Origin of the sequence: Actinomyces gaoshouyii (genome assembly GCF_002076915.1) — a bacterium.
Lineage (GTDB): Bacteria > Actinomycetota > Actinomycetes > Actinomycetales > Actinomycetaceae > Actinomyces > Actinomyces gaoshouyii.
In genome coordinates this window covers 2,204,429-2,221,544 of record NZ_CP020468.1, presented here as the reverse complement: position 1 = coordinate 2,221,544, position 17,116 = coordinate 2,204,429, and the positions used below count along the sequence as shown (strand labels likewise).

14 protein-coding genes are annotated in these 17,116 nt (G+C 71.0%); 8 read left to right on the top strand and 6 right to left on the bottom strand.

All coding sequences use genetic code 11. The features are described 5' to 3' along the window. Nucleotides 1–109: 109 nt before the first annotated feature. From B6G06_RS09405 to B6G06_RS09395, 3 genes are read right to left on the bottom strand one after another with little or no spacing between them, the layout of a single operon-like run. On the bottom strand, nucleotides 110–889 hold the full coding sequence (locus B6G06_RS09405; protein ID WP_081172004.1) for a type 1 glutamine amidotransferase: 780 nt from the start codon (nucleotides 887–889) through the stop codon (nucleotides 110–112). Next, nucleotides 886–2,214 carry a Mur ligase family protein gene (locus B6G06_RS09400; RefSeq protein WP_081172003.1) on the bottom strand — a complete coding sequence of 443 codons (1,329 nt, stop codon included), beginning with the start codon at nucleotides 2,212–2,214 and terminating at the stop codon, nucleotides 886–888. The genes B6G06_RS09405 and B6G06_RS09400 overlap by 4 nt, the downstream gene beginning before the upstream one ends. Nucleotides 2,215–2,264: 50 nt before the next feature. Further along, nucleotides 2,265–3,893: a diacylglycerol/lipid kinase family protein gene (locus B6G06_RS09395; protein WP_080462221.1), complete on the bottom strand. Its 1,629-nt coding sequence runs from the start codon at nucleotides 3,891–3,893 to the stop codon at nucleotides 2,265–2,267. A 771-nt stretch (nucleotides 3,894–4,664) separates the two neighbouring features. Between B6G06_RS09395 and B6G06_RS09390 the strand changes: the two genes are divergently transcribed. The 5 genes from B6G06_RS09390 to B6G06_RS09370 all read left to right on the top strand — a co-directional run bounded on the left by B6G06_RS09390 (nucleotide 4,665) and on the right by B6G06_RS09370 (nucleotide 10,399). Further along, nucleotides 4,665–5,135 (top strand): hypothetical protein, encoded by a 471-nt coding sequence (locus tag B6G06_RS09390; RefSeq protein WP_081172002.1) that lies wholly within the window; start codon nucleotides 4,665–4,667, stop codon nucleotides 5,133–5,135. Between the two features lie 9 nt (nucleotides 5,136–5,144). Beyond that, complete coding sequence (locus B6G06_RS09385; RefSeq protein WP_081172001.1) at nucleotides 5,145–5,885, top strand: metal-dependent hydrolase; 741 nt, start codon at nucleotides 5,145–5,147, stop codon at nucleotides 5,883–5,885. 54 nt (nucleotides 5,886–5,939) lie between these two features. Next, nucleotides 5,940–6,485, top strand: a complete 546-nt coding sequence (locus B6G06_RS10290) for a hypothetical protein (RefSeq protein ID WP_081172000.1) — start codon at nucleotides 5,940–5,942, stop codon at nucleotides 6,483–6,485. A gap of 300 nt (nucleotides 6,486–6,785) precedes the next feature. Next, entirely contained in the window at nucleotides 6,786–7,838 is a 1,053-nt protein-coding gene (locus B6G06_RS09375) for a hypothetical protein (protein ID WP_081171999.1), read from the top strand. An 11-nt stretch (nucleotides 7,839–7,849) separates the two neighbouring features. Further along, on the top strand, nucleotides 7,850–10,399 hold the full coding sequence (locus B6G06_RS09370; RefSeq protein WP_081171998.1) for an ATP-binding protein: 2,550 nt from the start codon (nucleotides 7,850–7,852) through the stop codon (nucleotides 10,397–10,399). Here B6G06_RS09370 and B6G06_RS09365 read toward each other — a convergent pair. The 3 genes from B6G06_RS09365 to B6G06_RS09355 are packed head-to-tail and all read right to left on the bottom strand — an operon-like array spanning nucleotide 10,386 to nucleotide 13,276. Then, nucleotides 10,386–11,243, bottom strand: a complete 858-nt coding sequence (locus B6G06_RS09365; RefSeq protein WP_125898924.1) for a hypothetical protein — start codon at nucleotides 11,241–11,243, stop codon at nucleotides 10,386–10,388. The genes B6G06_RS09370 and B6G06_RS09365 overlap by 14 nt on opposite strands. Beyond that, complete coding sequence (locus B6G06_RS09360; protein ID WP_081171996.1) at nucleotides 11,240–11,854, bottom strand: hypothetical protein; 615 nt, start codon at nucleotides 11,852–11,854, stop codon at nucleotides 11,240–11,242. The genes B6G06_RS09365 and B6G06_RS09360 overlap by 4 nt, the downstream gene beginning before the upstream one ends. Before the next feature lie 33 nt (nucleotides 11,855–11,887). After that, on the bottom strand, nucleotides 11,888–13,276 hold the full coding sequence (locus tag B6G06_RS09355) for a hypothetical protein (protein ID WP_081171995.1): 1,389 nt from the start codon (nucleotides 13,274–13,276) through the stop codon (nucleotides 11,888–11,890). A 297-nt stretch (nucleotides 13,277–13,573) separates the two neighbouring features. Here B6G06_RS09355 and B6G06_RS09350 point away from each other — a divergent pair, with 297 nt between their 5' ends. From B6G06_RS09350 to B6G06_RS09340, 3 genes are read left to right on the top strand one after another with little or no spacing between them, the layout of a single operon-like run. Next, the gene (locus B6G06_RS09350) at nucleotides 13,574–13,897 is read left to right on the top strand and encodes a hypothetical protein (RefSeq protein WP_081171994.1); all 324 of its coding nucleotides are present in this window, start codon (nucleotides 13,574–13,576) and stop codon (nucleotides 13,895–13,897) included. 8 nt (nucleotides 13,898–13,905) lie between these two features. Next, a complete protein-coding gene (locus B6G06_RS09345) occupies nucleotides 13,906–14,274 on the top strand; it encodes a hypothetical protein (protein ID WP_081171993.1) in 369 nt (122 codons plus the stop codon). Beyond that, nucleotides 14,271–17,075 (top strand): hypothetical protein, encoded by a 2,805-nt coding sequence (locus tag B6G06_RS09340; RefSeq protein WP_081171992.1) that lies wholly within the window; start codon nucleotides 14,271–14,273, stop codon nucleotides 17,073–17,075. The genes B6G06_RS09345 and B6G06_RS09340 overlap by 4 nt, the downstream gene beginning before the upstream one ends. Nucleotides 17,076–17,116 lie beyond the last annotated feature (41 nt).

The following is a 17,116-nucleotide window of genomic DNA, read 5'->3' as shown; positions in this document are numbered from 1 at the left end:
ATCAGAGGTTATCAGGGTAGCCTATCCTGGCGATCAAGCAACTCGGAAGGCGGCCCTGCCCTGCGAATCCCTGTGGTTCCCCGCGCCGCCTGCGGGCCGGGCCGAGGGCTCAGCGCGGGCGGGACATGGCCACTGCACGGGCCCTGTCCGCCCAGGTGCCGTCGAGGCCGGGGTGCGCCACGGCGTCGCCGACCCACTCCAGGCCGGCGGCCCTCGCGGCCCGCTCCAGGAGCCAATCGGCCACGGCCGGGTTCTTCGGCAGCAGCGAGCCGTGCAGATAGGTGCCGATGACGTGGTGGGCCAGCGCCCCCTCAGTGCCGTCCTGGCCGTTGTTGCCATCGCCCGAGCGCACTCGGCCGAAGGGCGCCTGGTTGGGGGCCAGGGTGGTCAGCCCGGAGTGGTTCTCGTAGCCGACGATGCCGCCGAAGACCTCACTGGTGGTGGTGATATTGCCGATCAGGCGCCCATCACCGGCGACGGTCTCGGCGTCGAATACGGAGATGCCGGGGATCTCGCTTCCCCGAGCGGTCAGGAAGCGGTGGCCGAAGAGCTGGTAGAGGCCGCAGATGACGAGCATGGGCACTCCATCGGCGGCCCAGGCGCGCAGCTCGGCGGCCCGCGCCTGGAGATCCGCGGTGATGCGCTCCTGGCCGGAGTCCTGGCCGCCGCCGCCCACCACGAGGTGGACGCCGTCGGGCAGCTCGTCGCCGGGGTCGTAGGAGAGGACTTCGACGTCGTAGCCGCGCCACTGGGCCCTGCGGGCCAGTACGAGGGTGTTGCCCCAGTCCCCGTAGATGTTCATGTCCCGGGGGTAGAGCTGCAAGACGCGCAGGGCGCCGGCGCTCGCGCCGCCCGCCTCGCCGGAGTGCTCGTAGAACTGGGCGCTCATCTCATGACCTCCTCGACCTCGGTCAGCTCCCCCAGGCGGGCGCGCAGCGCGAGCATCGCCGTGTAGGTGGTGAAGACGCGCATGGGCCGGCCCGTGCGGCGCGAGTCCTCGCGCAAGGCGTCCAGGGCCCGGGCCAGGTCCGGCTCCACGGCCCCCGCATCCACCTCGTCGTAGCGCAGTCGCAGGGCCATGTCCCAGGCGCGCACGCCCGTGACCACGGCTGCGCCCGTCTGCCGCAGTCCGGAGAAGTCCACGTCCCACAGCCAGGACATGTCCCGGCCGTCGGCGTACTCGTCATTGATCGCCACCATGATCGACTCAGGGCCGGGCGCCGTGGCGGCGGTGAGCAGGCCCATGCGGAAGCCCGCCGGGTTCTTCACCAGGCAGAGCTGGACCTCCCGGCCATCGAGGCGCAGGACCTCGCCGCGGCCGAAAGCGGCCCGCACCCGCCCGAGCGTGCCCAGCAGGCCCGGTAGGGCGGTGTCGGCGCGATCTCCCAGGGCCTCGAGGGCGACGGCCAGGGCGGCGCAGGCGTTGAGCTGGTTGTGGATGCCGGGGATCGCGAAGCGCACCTCGTGGGCGACCCCGTCCACGCGGACGGTGGCGTCCTGGCCGCTCAGTGACTCCAGGACCACGCGAGGGCTCACATGGCGGGCGGCGGTGGCGTCAGCGGCGCCGGTGCGCAGCTCATCGTCGGACAGGAAGAGGGAGCGCAGCTCGGGGGAGGCGCCGAAGGCGGTCACGGGGGCGGCCAGGCCCTCGGTGAAAGCGGGCGCGCCCAGGCGCGGGTCGTCGGCGTTGGTGACGACGGCGCCCGTGGTCGCCAGGGCGACCTTGCGCAGGAGGGAGGCGGTGTAGTCGATCTCCCCGAAGCGGTCGAGCTGGTCGCGCATGACATTGAGCAGCAGGCAGGCGCGCGGCTTGACGAGTTGGACGAAGCGGACGGCGTGGGCCTCGTCGAGCTCGAGCACGGCCACATCGGCGCGCAGGCGGCCGACGGCGTCAACGTCGTGGAGGAGGGAGGCGAGCACCCCGCGCACGAAGTTCGAGCCGGTGCGGTTGGTGACGACCCTCAGCCCCTGCTCGGCGAGGAGTTGGACGACCATCTTCGTCGTCGTCGTCTTGCCGTTGGTCCCGGTCACGACGACGACGCCCATGGGCAGCTGGCCGAGCGCGCGGGCGAGGAAGCCGGGATCGGCCTTCTCCATGACGAGCCCGGGGAAGGCCGTTCCGCCGCTGCCGCCACCGCGCAGGCGGGCGGCGACGCGGGCCGCGCGGCCCAGGGCGACCGTGAGGCCGGAGCGCAGGGATGGTGAGGAGGTCATGGGCGCGAGTCTATCCAGCGCCCAGGGCCGTGCCCGACCGCTCCTCCGGCTCAGGGGCGGGGCGGGGCGATGACCGAGAGCGCCCCGGGAATGACCTCGATGTCGAGGGTGCGGGTGGTGCCGGCGATATCGCCGTCGAGCTCGATGGGCACGGGCTCATCGGTGCGGATGGACACGCGCGATGCCTGCGCGAGTGTGAGCCCGGACGGGACCCGGCCGGCGAGGATCATCGCGCCCATGCGCGCCCAGTCGATGGCCCGGTCCGGGCGGGCCAGCAGGAGGTCCACCCTGCCGTCGGCGGGGGTGGCGCGTGGGAAGATCGTCATGCCGCCGGTGATCGTGCCGACGTTGCCCAGCAGAGCCATGACCATGTCGTGCTCCTCGGGGGCGGCGCCGTCGAGGGCGACGGTGGCCCGGAAGGGGCGCGGGCTGGCGTGCTGCACGGCGGCGACGGCGTAGGCCCCGGCGCGGATGACCCTCTTGAGCTCGTCCTTCGTGTCCGCCATGATCTGGGCGTCCAGGCCCAGGCCCGCCATGACGGCGAAGGTCTCCTCGCCGTCGTCCCATGCGGCGCGCACCAGGTCGATGGCGGTGGGATCGCCGGACAGGGCCAGGCGCAGGGCGGCGTCGGTGTCCAGGGGGATGGAGAGGTTGCGGGCGAGCAGGTTGCCGGTGCCCGATGGGATGAGCGCCATCGGCAGGCCGGTCCCGGCGAGCTCGCCGGCCACCGCCCGCACGGTTCCGTCCCCTCCCGCGACGAGGACGAGGTCGGCGCCGCCGGCGAGGGCCTGGCGGGCCATCGAGCGGCCGGGATCCTCCGGCGTCGTCTCCAGCCACTGGGTGGGACGCCATCCCGCGGCCAGGACCTCGGCCTCGATGCGGCGGCGCAGGAGGGATAGGTCGAAGAACTTCGCGGGGTTGTAGATGACGGCGGCGCGCTTGTCGACGCTGCGCGTGGGAAGGCCCAGGCGCGCCCAGGAGGACAGGATCGTGTCGATGCCGCCCAGGGCGAGACTCGCATTGGTCACGGCCGCGCCCCACAGGATGGCGCCGATCTGGTCGGAGGCGTGCGCCAGGCCCATCGCCCACTGGCTGTAGCAGGCGGCGATGATCGCGGCGATGCCGGCCAGCCACCACGCTGCCATATCCGAGGTGGGCCGCCGGTGGGCGCGCGTGAGCACGAGCAGCATCGAGGAGACGATGGTGACGGCCGAGATCTGGGCGTTCGGGTACGTGCCGCCCACGACGGACAGAGAATCGAGCAGATGCGAATGCGGGTGGCTGATGTCCAAGGCGCTCGAGATGAGCCAGTGGACCGGCATCCCCGCCGCGGCCATGAGGAGGGCCAGTGCGAGGCGCCGCATCCGCTCCTTGAAGGACCACATCGCGAGGCCGACGATGGCCGCCGTGATGAGGGCGGGATGGGTGAGGAAAGCGTAGGCCTCGGCGATCTGGGCTCCCGCCGAGCGGGGGAGAAGGGGGGAGGTCCGTGCGAAGGCCGTGTCGAGATGAGCCGTGCGGCCCGTGACCACCAGCAGGGTCCAGATGGCGAAGGCGAGCATCAGCACGACGGCGAGCACGCGTTCCATCGCCCGCCCGGCGATCTCCCGGCGGGCGCGGGCATCGGCCGGCCGGGAGGCCTCCGGTGTCGCGGCGCGGGTGCTGCTCGTCGTGCTCATCGGGCTCCTTCCAGGGCAAGGCTAGCTCTCGCCCGGCGGCGCGCGCCGTCCGGCCCTGCCCCCGAGACGCCGGGCGATGCTCCGGGGACAGGCGGTGGAGTCCGGGGGCCGTGCCGGGGTGCCCGTGTCCCGCGAATTGAGGAGCCTGATGGCCCGGTGCCGCTCGGCCTGCGGCCCACAATCCCTTCCGCTGGATCCGCGAGGCCGATCATTGGAAAGACAGGGGCGAGACATCATGCCGACCACCGCTGGCCTAGCCGTCGGCACTCCTTCGCCGGCGACCACCAACAAGGCAACGGGCGACCGCGACGAAAAGGTGGTTGCCCGGTAGTCGCAATCTCGTGTGGAGTCTTGGTCGACGCTGCCCCGTGTATGTTTCCAACGAAAAGTGGCCACCATTGTGTGATGGTGGCCACATGCTGGTCGGGGTGGCGGGATTTGAACCCACGACCTCTTCTACTGGGCGAAACCAAAGGGAACGTCCACGGAAACGTGGGAACTTGGTGACTATGAGGGGGTGCGTCACCGTCCTGACGAGCTCGACATGTGACTACTTTGGGGCGAACGCTTCACGATTTTTCACTCCGTACCACACCGATGGTGGTCGCAACGTGGTCACACCCGCGGCCGCCGACTGAGCAACAGGACGCATGGGCTGAAGCACCCGGCACAGGTCCACGACGTGGGCCTGACTCTCACCCGGCATCGCCAGTAATAGGCGAGTGCGGGCCACCCCGGCCCCACCGCCTCGGCGACGACGGAGGAGAGACCATGGACAAGACGAACCCGCTGCTTCGCACACCCGGACGCGAGGCCAGGCGGCATGCCCCGGCCATCCTCGGTGCCGTTGTCGCGGCCATCGCGCTCATGGTCGTACTGATCGTGGCCTCCCGGGTGGGCGGAGCTCGCACCCCGTCACCCGACGAGCCCACCGTCACGACGGCGACTCCGGCGGACGTCGTCGTGACGGACCAAACGGCGTCGCCCACGGTGGACGCCAGCGGATCCGCTGCGGCCTCCCGCTCCCTGAGCGTGCAGTGCAAGAGCGAGTGCACGCTCGTGCTCACCGCCGCCGGTGACGCCGATGTCGAACTGACGGTCGACGGCCCCCTCACCCACGCCCGCCTGCTGGCCACGGACCCTACGAGCACGCGCATGCAGGTGGTAGGCACCGGCACGATCCAGGTGACAGCCAGTGCCGCCAGGCAGGTCGACCTGACCGTGGCGGACGAGAGCAGGTGAACGGCCGTGATGGCCAGGAACCACGCCGTCAGCGGGGCTGCTGCCGGCGTCGCACTGTTCTCCACCCTGTCGGTACCGCTACCCGACCTGACGATCGCAGGGTACGACCTGCCCGACACGCTGCCCCTCGCACTGGGGCTCGGACAGATGGACGGCGTGTACACGGCGCTCATGTGCCTGACCATGGCCGTCGCAGCACTGCTGCCTGACTGGGACACCCCGTCCTCCTACGTCTCAACGTGCCTGCCTCCCCTGACTGGAGTGATCAGCCGCCTGCTGGCTCGTCCGGGGCACCGCACGCTGACGCACTCGCTGGCCGGGATCCTCCTCGCCTGCGTCATGTCGGCGGCGGTGTCTGCCCCGACCGTGGTGCTGTACGGGCTACCGGTCCGCCCGGGCAACGGGCTGCTGCTCGCACTCCTGGCAGCTCTGGCCGCCCGCACGCTGGGAGCATCGAGCCCGCGACTCCTGTGGGGCGCCGGAGGCATCGGGCTGGTGTGGGGGGCCACGCTGCCTGCAACCGCCCTGTGGTTCATGCCCGCGGCCGTGGCCCTGGGCATGTGGGTGCACCGGGCTGGTGACGCCCTGACGACCAGGGGCGTGGAACACCCGCTGTGGCCGCTGGTGCGCCGCCCTCGGCTCCGACTGCCTCTGCTGGGTGACGCGGGCAGCCGACGTGAGGACCTGCTCGGCGCTGCCCTGGGCCTGTACACCGCACTAGGAGCGGCGGCTGTGGCCGTGTGGGGCTGACCAGACTGATTCGTATGCATCTTCACCAGTAACGACCAACCTTAGGAGGCCATCATGAGCGACTACTACACGGACACGGAGCCTCAGTGGGACGACGCGGACTCCGGTACCGATACCCAGCCCGAGCCTGTCAAGGCTGCGCGCCGCAGCAGCGGTACACGCGCCCGTGGGCGACGGCGCAGCCGCACGCTGGTCACCAGTGGCCAGGCGGAGACCGTCCTGGACCGCTACGAGGCCCTCTCGGCGGCCACCGCCGACGAGCTGAGTGCTGTGGCCGCCGTGCTCGGCTCGACCGAGCACGACGTCCGCACCCTGACCGTGACGGTGGTCGCCGGGGCCGGCGTCAAGCACGCCCAGGCCATGGAGGACCTGCTCGACGTTGCCGGCAGGGATAACGCCGACCGGGACATGGCGGCACTCACCCTCGCTGTCGGCCCGGCGGGCATTAAGCGGCTGCGCGCCGCCTGGGACCTGGCCCAGGCCCTGTCCGACGGTGCCGACACTCTGGACACCAACCCGGTCCAGGCGGCCCGCCAGCTCGCCGGCGCCGCCGTCGACGTCGAGGACGTGCTGTCCACCGCACGCGTCCTGCTCGGGTGATGGTGATCAGGATGAACAGGCACCGTTGCCGCATGTACCGGCTGCGCGATGGCCACCACAACCCGGTGCACGAACCGCGTGCCTGCAGGCGATGCTGGGCGGCGTGCCGGCACGAGCCGGCACCGGGCCGAGACTGGTGCGCCGACTGTGAGCAGGCAGCCGAGGCCTCCGGTGACCTGCGGGTCGTCGGCTGGCTCGAGGACCTCACCATGCCACCGGTCAGCGGAAAGGACCTGGTCCGCGACCTGCATTCGGGGCTGGCACCTGCACCGGCGTCCACCAGCTTCCGAGGAGCGTGACATGCGACGAGGCAGGACCAAGCAGTTCTGGGCGAGGGAGGCCATGGCCCCCACGCCCGCCGGGTGGGAGGCTGGAGCGCATGCCGTACGGGCCAAGCGCTGGAGGAGGCTGGTCAGGGCCAACTTCGTGGCCTTCCCCGTCGCCGTGCTCGCCCTGATCATCGTGGTCTCTCAGCTCGTCACGTCCCAGTCCGGAGGTGCAGGGACGACCGGCGGAGACGGCGTGCCGACCGTCGTGCGGGCTGAGGCGCTCAGCGCTGTAGGCGAGTGGCTCGGCTCTGACGACCCGCCTCTGGCCAACGCCGAGGTGGCCGGCTGGGACGGTGCCGAGAGGCTGGAGTGGCCCGAGTTCACCGAGGAGGAGGACCGCACCTGGGAGGCGTGGGTGGCGCGCGTGCTCGTGTCCTCCGACGCCGGCGTCTACGTGGCGGGAGTGCAGGTCGTGGTAGGCGCGGACGGGGCTGCGGCCACCGGTGCTCCCAGCCTGGAGGTAGTGCCCTCCGCCGCCGGAGGCCCGTCCGCGAGCGGCGGCGCCCGCTGGCCGGGGACGAGCTCAGCGCCGGCCTCAGACACGGTGGTCCGCGCGGTGCGCGCCTGGGCGCAGGCGTACATCTCCGGTGACGCGGCGGCGCTGACCACGGTGGTCGCAGACCCGGATACCACCCACTCATACCTGCCAGTCAGCGGGTTCACGTCCGTGACCCCGACTGTTGACGGCGCCGCGTGGCGGGCCTACGCCAGGGGCGACGACCCCGACACCAGCCAGATGATGGTGGCCGTGACTCTCTCGGTGGAGCGTGACGGGATGTCCCGGCCTGTGCCCATGTCCTTCGACCTGCTCGTGACGGACCCGACCACCGGGGCCGCCCGTGTGACCGCGTGGGGAGCCTCGGGGTCCGGCCCGACCCTGCTGCCATACGGCAACGCGGTGTCTGCCGGCGCCACGGGAGACAGCTCACCGTCACCCGCCGCACCGACACCCTCCGCTAGCGGCGAGGCCGTCCCTACTGGCGGCACACCGACGAAGCCGACGAGCACACCGACGCAGAGGTAGAGGAGAACGATATGGAGCCGATCGACAGCCCGACCTCGGTCCTTCGTGCCCCGCTGCGCGAGGACCCGGGCTTCCTCATCGGAGTTGACGGGTCGGCCTGGCTCTACCGAGAGGTCCCGCTGGCACCCGTCACGGACGCGCGCACTCTGGAGGACCGAGACATCGCGTCCGCCCCGATCAACGGCCTCGTCTCGGAGCTGGCGAGCCAGACCGGGACCCTGCTGAAGAGGCGGAGCCTCCACAAGAAGGGGTACCGGGAGATCCACCTGCTGTCCACCGTCGCGTCCGGGACGTGGGCGGCCCCGCCGCAGCACCCCAACGCCACAGTCCTCAACGACTACTTCTCGACGATGCCACTCCTTCGCCGCAGTCTCCTCCTGGGCATCAGGCTACGCACCACCATGCGCCGCAACACCCTGCGGCAGGCCATCGACGACTTCACCGAGTCCATGATCCAGGGAGGAGCCGCCCTGGAGGACTGGCTGGCTGACGTCAGCGCCATGCGGGCTGTGTTTGACCGCAACGGGTACACGGTCCCGTCCGTGCGCACTGTCGAGCGGGCGCTGGCATGGTTCAACCATGGTTGCGTGCCTGACGTCATCCACTACCCGCACGGGGACCACCTGCACACCTTCGAGTCGTGGTCGGCCGCGCAGATGGCGCACCGCGCCGTGACCAACGACGTGGAATGCACCCACTGGGACATTCAGGGCCACTCGGTCCTGACCATCGGGTGCCTGGAGTCGATCCAGGGCGGGTGGGACATCGATTCCACCGACCCTCAGGCAGCGTGGGCCTCGCGTCTGCACCGCGACGGTGGCGCGCGGGCGATCTCCGTGCGCGCCCTCGTCGAGCCCCCGGAGGTCACACGAGGGGAGATGCGCAGACACCGGCGCGAGTACGAGGCCGACATGCGCAGGGCCCAGCAGCAGGGACGCATGGACAAAGCCGAATCCGAGGCCGCTGCTGCCAACCTCGCTGCCACCGAGAGGGCCTACGCCCGCACGCCTCCTCCGACCCTGACGGACGTCCGCGTGACGGTTGCTCTCGATGGGGTGTTCACCGACTCGTCTCTCATCGCCGCGGGAACGGGCAGCGTCCTGGTACCGCGACCTGGACGTCAGGAGGAGCTGCGCAGCGAGATGGCTCTGTGCTCGGCGGTGCGCGAGAACCCGCACGTCAGGGACTGGCCGGTGCAGGTGCTGGGCGCCTCCGGTATCGGCGACACCTCCGTCGTGGGGGACGGTCCGTCCTCGACGGTCGTGATCGGTTTTGCGGAGCACGACCAGGAGACCGCCGGGTACGAACCCACCCGCGCCGGCAACGAGGACACGGCCCCCGCGACGTTCGTCGCTGGCGACACCGGCACCGGCAAGACCCAGCTCCTGCTGTGGATGGCGAGCCAGGAGGCGCTGGCGGGCCGTGACGTGGTCACCGTCAGCCCCAAGGCGATGTCCAGCGCCGACCTGCTGGTGGGCAACATCAACGGGCAGGTCGGCACCGACGGCACCCAGGTGCGTGCTCGCACCGTCACCCTGTCTGACCTGACCAGCGTCGACGGGATCCTGGACCCGCTGGGCTACTCCGATGACGTCTCCGACGCGGTTGCGCGGGCGACGGCCAACATCCTGTCCGTCAACCCCTGGGGCACGGTGGCAGAGCGCAGCCGGTGGGAGTCCATCCTGGTCCAGGCCCTGCGCTACGGTGCTGTGGCCGGCGCCCGCACCACCGGGCGAGCCCTCAAGGTCGCCGAGGAAGCGGGGAAGGCGCCTGCCGACATGGTGAGCGCCATCCTCGACCTGGCGGACGCCTACCCCCAGTTCCGCGCGTTCGTCGGCTCAGGTGACGGTGCAGGACACCAGACGCTGCGCGGTTGGACTCATATCCAGGTTGGCTCCAGCCCCCTAAACCTGCCTGACGAGCATGCCCTCGCCCAGGGGGACGCGACCCTATCGCAGCGGGTGGATGTCACCCTCGTGCGCGCCCTGATCAACACCTATGTGTACGCGCTCAGGGAGAGGGGCGGGTCGATCTACCTCGACGAGGCGTGGGTCTTCCTCCTGGCAGGCCGCAGCGAGCTTGACCAGGCGGGTCGGCTCATGCGCGAGTACGGGGTCAGCATGGTCATGTTCAACCAGAAGGTCAGCGAGATGCGTGATGCGGGCCTGGAAGGCTACTTCTCACGCTCGCTCATCCTGCCGCTGAGGGACCGGGCCGAGGCCGAGGTCGCGCTTCGCATCGCAGGTCCTGACCTGGTGACCCCCGCACGCCTGGAGCGACTTCGGGCGAAGGCCACGAAGGGTGAGCGCAGGTCGGTCGTCCCCAACTGGGCGTCGATGCACCACCTTGTGGCGAGGGACGGCGAAGGGCGGGCGGTCAGAACCTCTGACGGGTCGGAGCAGGTCGCGCGCGGCGCAGTCGCCTACTACGCGGATCTCGACGGGCATTGTGTGCCGGTCGAGATCGTCCTGCCCCCGAGGTTCCTCGAGATGACGACGACGAACGCGGGCGTGCTCCTGGCACGCCGAGCTGCCGCCCGGGAGGCCGTCACAGGCGAATGAAGGTCTGCCCTGGCACCTGGATGTCAGCGGCCTCCAGGTGGGTGCTGACCTCGATGTGCATGCCGTCGTCGTCGTGGCTGGTACCGGGTATGCCCGTGAGGTGCTCGACTGTCAGGTCGCCGAGACTGGCGCGCTGACCGGTCTCGTCGTGCAGAGGCCGCCCGTCCGGCGTGTAGACGTCGCCATCGATGATGTCCAGGCGCCAGGTGTGCTGGTACTCGGCCTCGACACACAGCGCGGTGACGGTTCGGTGCGCCTGCTGGCGTACGCGTTCCACGCAGCGCTCATAGGCGGCTCGGGCCCTGCCTGTCTCGTCTTGCCCGTGGATCTTGGTTCCTCTGGGGCCGCCGAAGACTAGCTCGACGTCGTCCCGTGCTGCGCCGGTGCTGCCGGCCTGTCCGGGTAGGTCAGCCAGTACAGTGCGGGTCAGGGCGGCCTGCAGGGCGTCGAGGTCGACCGGGTCGTGGCCGCCGGCTTCGACCCGGGTGACCTCGAGCCCGCCACGGCCGTCGGTCTCGATGGTGGCCGAGGCGACACCGGCCCGGGCCAGCTCACGCCCGGCCAAGGCACGACGAAGCCTCGCCTGGCTGGCTCCCAGACGGGTGAGGGCCCTGTCCATGGCCTCGAGCTCGGTCGATGCCTTCCACCCTCCTGGCGACTGCTTGACCACGCCGATACGAGTAAGACGCCTGGTGGACGGGCGTCGTGGGGGAGTGGGCACCTTTGACGTCGAGGGCTCCCCGAGGGCGCCCATGCTCAGGGACACCACGGGCTGTCCTGCTGCTCGTGGGGCGAAACGACCTCGGGGGTCGCGGTTAACCTCGAGCTCATCGAACTTGCTCATGCTCTTGCCGCCCGACCGTCGTCGCCGGTGCGTGCGGCCCTCAGGAGGGCGTTGTACGGGCTGGCCAGGTCGCCGTCGTGGCTGTGATCGCCGAGGTCTACGAGCCGGCCCCGGAGCGTCGCACGGGTGACGGCGCCGCTGTCGGGGTCGGTGGTGACCTGCTCCAGCAGGTGACCCTGCGCGTCGAAGCTCGTCAGCGCCGGACCTGTCTCGCGCACGGGCACCGCGTAGAGCCCGTCGGGGCTTCCGTCGCTGACCTCGACCATCTCCTCGGGTGGTTGTTGGCGCCACTCGACGAGGCGAACCCGGCCGTCCCCGTCCAGGGACACGGCCGCAGGGCAGTCGGCGTCCCAGACCCAGCCGTGGGGGTCGGTGACCTCGACGTAGGTCCACCCGTCAGGCGAGCGGCTGACCGTGACCGTACCGCCCTGAGGCGTGGTCCCACCCCCGTCGCGCACCCAGGCGCGCAGGCGTCGCAGGTCGTCGACTCCCATGGCACCGGCGGCCACCACCTGGTTGTCGTGGTCTGGGGGTAGCTGGGTGGCGGGCGGTCCTGCGGGTCTGGTAGTGAAACGCCCCCGCTGGTCACGGGCGAAGTCATCCGTCATCATGCCAACTCCTCTGCCGTCTAGGGGCGGGGCAGGTCAGGCCGTCCGTTTGACCAGGGCGGTGGAGGCGAAGTAGAAGCGCCACCGGCCCTGTCGGTCGCGGCGGCCGACGTCGTAGCCGTCGGTCGTGGGCAGTGGGTGCACGGCCTTGAGCTGGACCCAGGCCTCCTCGGCGTTGTCCGCGTCGCACTCCCAGGTGATCTCCTCGATGGACACCCCGTCGTAGTCGAGGCGGCCGGCGACGTGGACCCGGTCGTCGTGCTCACTGGCGGCCAGTACCTCCGCGGGCGCGGGGAACCGGTGGTACGCCTGGCCCCCGAGGGCGCCGATCACCCTGGTAGACGCCTCTCCCGTCAGGTCCTTGAAGCGGGTGGCACCGCCCAGGCGGGACGGGTCGATCTCGATGGAGGAGAACCGGGACACCGGTGGGGCCACGACGTGGTCCCCGAGCGCCTCGACCAGGTTCGTGCGCGGCCCACGGTGACCGGCGGCGACCAGTGCGGCGGCCAGGGCCCGATCATCACCACGGGCCACGGGCGCGTCTCCGCGGGCCTCCAGGGCCGGGCAGTCGTGGTCGCGTCCACCGGTGACCGCCCAGAAGCGGCCGCAGCGGGGGCACTGCTCGGCGTCGACCTTGGGGCGTCGGCGCACGAGCTCGGTGGACATGATGCGCCCGGCGCTGCCGGTCAGCATCCGCTCGTAGGTGTCTCGGGGTGCCTGCCAGGCATAGGTCGACCCCGGTCCGCCGCCGGCCTCCTTCGTCGTTACGAACAAGGCGCCGGTGTGCTCGTCGTAGGCGATCTCGCTGACGGCGCTCGAGCTCACGGGCACGGGGGCGACCCCACGGCGTCGCTCCTGCTCAGCGAGCAACTGGTTGAACGTGCCGGCCTCGTTCATCGCGAAGCTGGGGTGGTCGGCGCCGAGCACCCAGGAGACCTGCCGCTCGGCGTACCGGGCGTGCTCGGGGTCCATCGAGTGGGCGCGAGCTGTCCACACGCCGTGCCGTGAACGTGTGACCCTCACCCACCCGGAGACGTGGCCGTCCCCGTCCCCTGCCTGGACCGGGACATCGAACGAGCTGGTTCCAGCCTCGGCCATGCGGTTGAGGGCCGCCACGGACGGCATCCGCAGGACGTTGCCCCCAGTGCCCTGGTAGGTGCGCACCCGGTAGCGGATCCCTCCAGGAGCGGGGCTGATCTTCGGGGCCGGGTGCCTCAGGTCGATCGGTGCGGTGGCGCGGGCATCACGCCAGAAGGTGCGGGCGGTCCCGGCCTGGTGCCGCAGGATCGACCTGGCCGCTACGGCCCCAGTTTCCTGCAGCTCCCTGAGGCGGTCGGCCAGCTCTGCTGCTGGGGGTGCGGGTCGTCTGCCAGCGAATCGGCCCGCGTCGTCGCGGATGATGAGGCTCTCGTCGAAGGTGCTCATACACGGTCCTGTACGGCGCCGTACAGGACCGTGTATGAGCACTTTCCCACCACGGACGGCCTCCGAACCTGCCCGAGGCCTCCTGCGCATCGCCCTCAACGCCCTGCGCCTGGCCCACGAGCACCCCGACCAGGCCAGCACCGATCCACAGGTCATCGCGCTCGTACGCGCCCTGAGAGCCCCTGCACAGGACACGACGCCAGCACCCGGTACCCGGCCCGCGCAATCCGCCGAAGGTCGCCGTACAGGAACAGGTAGAGCCCAGTCCGGGGCTCTCGCACGAGAAGGAGAATGACCATGGGCGGAGACCTCAACCTCAAGGGAGGATGGAACACCATCCTCAGCGCCATCGAGGCCGCAACTGGCTCCAAGGCCCTGTTCACCGTCCTGTCGGTGGCAGGAACCGTCATCGTGATCACCGCTGTCATGGCGACCCTGATCGCTAAGCGCCGCGGCGGGCAGGTCTTCGGCGGCCACGACAACAGCAAGATCACCGGTGCCGTGATTGCCGGGGCGCTGCTGGTCGCACCCAAAGTCGTCATTCCCGCCGCCCTGTGGGTCATCGACCTCGTCGGCAACGCTGTCATCCAGGTCCTGCGCAATAGCGGGGTGGGCATCTGATGGCCGCCATGTTCGACCTGACCGAGCTCACCGGCATCCACGCCGACCGCAACCGCGCCGCGATCATCGGCATCTGGCAGGTACCCGCCTCCTGGACCTGGCCGGGCTTGTGGGGGCTCATCGCGGGCATGCTCCTGTCCCTGCCCCTCGTGCCGCTCCTCGGGCCCATGGCCCTGCTCGGCACCTTCCTCGGAGCACCGGTAGCAGTCGCCCTGACCGTCGGCGCCGACGAGGCGCCCTGGCGCAGAGCCGCTCACAAGGTCCGCTCCTGCGACCGGACCTTCATGTTCTGCGGCAGGCCTCTGGAGATGAGGCCGACCTCCTTCTACCGGACGGTGCCCTCCGCGACCGCTGTCGACGGGGGTGAGCGGGCGTGACCCGAAAGGTCACCAAGGTCTTCCTCGGCCTGGCCGTGGTCCTCCTGCTGTTCACCAGCGCCACCGCCTGGGCCGCGCCCACCGCCCCGTCGAGCGGCGGCGGCCAGGCCGTCAGCGTCTGCGGCACCTCTACCACCGCCCGCCCCACCCAGTGGCTGCCCGTCGAGCGGTGGTCGGAGGCCACCACCAGCTTCCACTACCGGCTCGACGCCGACGGGTGGAACGACCTGGCGGAGAAGATCAACCGCAACGGCCGCGACGCGGCGTTCATGCAGATCGGCAACGCCTCCTGGCGGTTGGGCGCGGACGCCCTGTACGCGTCCTCCACCTTCTGCCCCCTCCAGATCCTGGGCCGCCCGCTGGACTCCCTCGTCGGAACTGTCGGCAAGGCCCTGAGCGCAAGCGGCGTGGTCGCCGCACTCGTGGTCGTCACCGTCGGTACGGCCCTGGTCGGGGTGCGCCGTGGTGACGCGGCCGGGCACGTCCTGGCCGAGACCCTCAAGACCGGCGCCGTCCTGGGCCTGATGAGCACGATGGTCCTCGGCGCCGCCAGCTCCACCGATGCCGCCCCCGGGAAAGGTAGTCCCTGGTGGTGGGTGCAGCAGGCCAACACGGTCGTCAACTCCGTGTCCAGCAAGCTGGCGTCCGCCGCGATCAACAGCACGAGCAGTCCTCTGGGATACCAGCCCCTGTACCCGGAGGAGGGCACGGCCTCCGACTGGCCGGTCACCTGCACCACCACGGGGGAGGCCACCGGGTACGTGGACTGGCTGCACAAGCAGTACAACGCCTCCTACGCGCAGGACGGGTCCGCTGACGCTCGGGCCTCCGCCCTGCCCGAGATGGTGTCCACCATGTGGGAAGCGGGTGTGCTGCCGGTGTGGGCCGCCTCCCAGTTCGGGTCGGACAACCCCTACACGGACCACGTGTACTGCTTCTTCCTGGAGGCCAGGTCGCACGCGACGACGGCCTCGAACGAGGACCTCCAGTCCTACCTGGGTGAGCGTCTGGGGATGACGGTCGAGATGCAGGACCACTGGGGTGCGGCGTCGAAGTCCCAGATCAGCCAGGGCGGTAACGGTGAGGACCAGTCCCTGCTCGGCTGGGCTGCCTGCATTCCTAGCGCTGAGGGGGCGACACCGCGCGGCGACTGGGTCAACACCATCGCTGAAAAAACAAACTCCGAGCATTGCAAGACGTGGTGGGTCGGTGGGGAGCGCGGGGCGAACCTCAACGGCACCAGCCTCGACTGGGACGAGAAGTCCGTGTCCAAGAAAGCCGCCGGCAGCGCCGGTGTCTACAACTACGTCGCCTCCGTGCACGGCAAGGGCGGCACCCAGGTCGGCGGCGTCATGTTCGCCTACCTCATCGGCTCCCTCGTCTCCGGCGGCATCCTGCTGCTCCTGTCGGTCCTCCAGCTTGCCTCCAAGCTCGTCGTCGCCTTCATGGTCGTGGGACTCTTCTTCGCCCTCGTCCGCTCCTTGACCCCCGGCGACGACGGGCTCCTGTTCCGCCGCACCGGTCTGCAGCTGGTCGGAGCCGCCTTCGTATCCTCCTGCGCGGGTCTCATGATCGCCGTGATCATGATGGTCGCCGGCGCTGTGTCCCGGGCCGGCGCCGAGTTCTTCTCCCCGGGCACCACCGGCGCGGTCCTGGCGACCTGCATGGGCCCCGCCGCCGGGGTGCTGCTCCTGCACTGGCTGTTCAAGTCCGTCATGCACGTGCCCTCCCCGTTCTCCATCAAGGGCGCCATGGCCTGGGGGCAGGGCATCACCAGCGGCGTCATCGGCGGAGCCGTCGGCGCCGGGGTCGTGGGCCTCGCCTCCAACGCACGTGAGACCGCCAGGAGGGCCACCGGACGCCACGACATGCGGCCCCGCCCGGGCGACGGGCGACGCAAGCCCGGCGAGATCGACCCGGACAAGGCCACCCGGGGCGGTACCAACCGCTCCCTGTTCACCGCCCGCTCTGCCACCGAGCGCCTCAGGCAGGGTGAGGAGCGCAAGCGCCTGCTCGACGAGGCCCGAACCGAGCGTGAGGACCGCAGGCAGAAGGTGGAGGACGAGGCCCGCCGTCTCGCCCGCGCGGACGGTCACCTGGGAGAGCCCGACGCCTGGAAGGACTACACCGGCAAGGCCCGGGCCAGACTGCGTCGGGCCAGCAGCGACGAGCTCAAGGCCTCCTTCGCCTCCGCGGGCCGTGACGTCCTGGGACTACCCGGCAGGGGGGTGCGTGCCGTCGGCCGAGGGGCGGCGCAGACCGCCGCGCGTGCGGGCCAGGGACTGGACGCCGCGGGCGCGCTGGCTGGCTGGGCCACCCACCACCCGGCGCGCGCCGCGGCAGCGACCGGGGTCGCGGGCTGGCGCACCGCCGCCGCCGGCGCCAGGGCTGCGGCCTCGGGAGCGGGGGCGCTGCGCGCCATGCCCGCGAAGAAGGCTGTCGCAGCCGGTGCTGCTGCGGCGCTCGCGGCCGGGGCGGTGCCGGTGGCGGCGGGGATCCTCGCGGCCGGTGCCGGCGCTGGGTGGGTGCGTCGCAGCGCCCTCGCCGCACCGGCACCGGGGTCGGCTGAGGCCGTCGAGGCGGTCGGGCTGGAGGAGGCGCTCCCGCCCGTCTCGGTCGAGGCGCCGGTCCAGCCCGGGGCCGGGGCCGTGCGGATGGAGCGCGTCGACGAGCTCGTCGCCCGGCTTGGCACCCCCGTCGGCACACCGCCCCTCACGCCGACGCCTGAGGCTGGTGATGAGCTCGCGCTCCAGGTGCTTGAGCGCATGAAGGCCATGGCAGCTAGGAACCAGCAGCCCTGACCTGGGCGGGCCCTCCCCAGGGGTGCGTAGGACGGGCTACA

Excerpts from the sequence above, each read along its gene's own strand:
- B6G06_RS09405 (WP_081172004.1), bottom strand. The coding sequence starts at position 889 with ATGAGCGCCCAGTTCTACGAGCACTCCGGCGAGGCGGGCGGCGCGAGC.
- B6G06_RS09400 (WP_081172003.1), bottom strand. The coding sequence starts at position 2,214 with ATGACCTCCTCACCATCCCTGCGCTCCGGCCTCACGGTCGCCCTGGGC.
- B6G06_RS09395 (WP_080462221.1), bottom strand. The coding sequence starts at position 3,893 with ATGAGCACGACGAGCAGCACCCGCGCCGCGACACCGGAGGCCTCCCGG.
- B6G06_RS09390 (WP_081172002.1), top strand. The coding sequence starts at position 4,665 with ATGGACAAGACGAACCCGCTGCTTCGCACACCCGGACGCGAGGCCAGG.
- B6G06_RS09385 (WP_081172001.1), top strand. The coding sequence starts at position 5,145 with ATGGCCAGGAACCACGCCGTCAGCGGGGCTGCTGCCGGCGTCGCACTG.
- B6G06_RS10290 (WP_081172000.1), top strand. The coding sequence starts at position 5,940 with ATGAGCGACTACTACACGGACACGGAGCCTCAGTGGGACGACGCGGAC.
- B6G06_RS09375 (WP_081171999.1), top strand. The coding sequence starts at position 6,786 with ATGCGACGAGGCAGGACCAAGCAGTTCTGGGCGAGGGAGGCCATGGCC.
- B6G06_RS09370 (WP_081171998.1), top strand. The coding sequence starts at position 7,850 with ATGGAGCCGATCGACAGCCCGACCTCGGTCCTTCGTGCCCCGCTGCGC.
- B6G06_RS09365 (WP_125898924.1), bottom strand. The coding sequence starts at position 11,243 with ATGAGCAAGTTCGATGAGCTCGAGGTTAACCGCGACCCCCGAGGTCGT.
- B6G06_RS09360 (WP_081171996.1), bottom strand. The coding sequence starts at position 11,854 with ATGATGACGGATGACTTCGCCCGTGACCAGCGGGGGCGTTTCACTACC.
- B6G06_RS09355 (WP_081171995.1), bottom strand. The coding sequence starts at position 13,276 with ATGAGCACCTTCGACGAGAGCCTCATCATCCGCGACGACGCGGGCCGA.
- B6G06_RS09350 (WP_081171994.1), top strand. The coding sequence starts at position 13,574 with ATGGGCGGAGACCTCAACCTCAAGGGAGGATGGAACACCATCCTCAGC.
- B6G06_RS09345 (WP_081171993.1), top strand. The coding sequence starts at position 13,906 with ATGTTCGACCTGACCGAGCTCACCGGCATCCACGCCGACCGCAACCGC.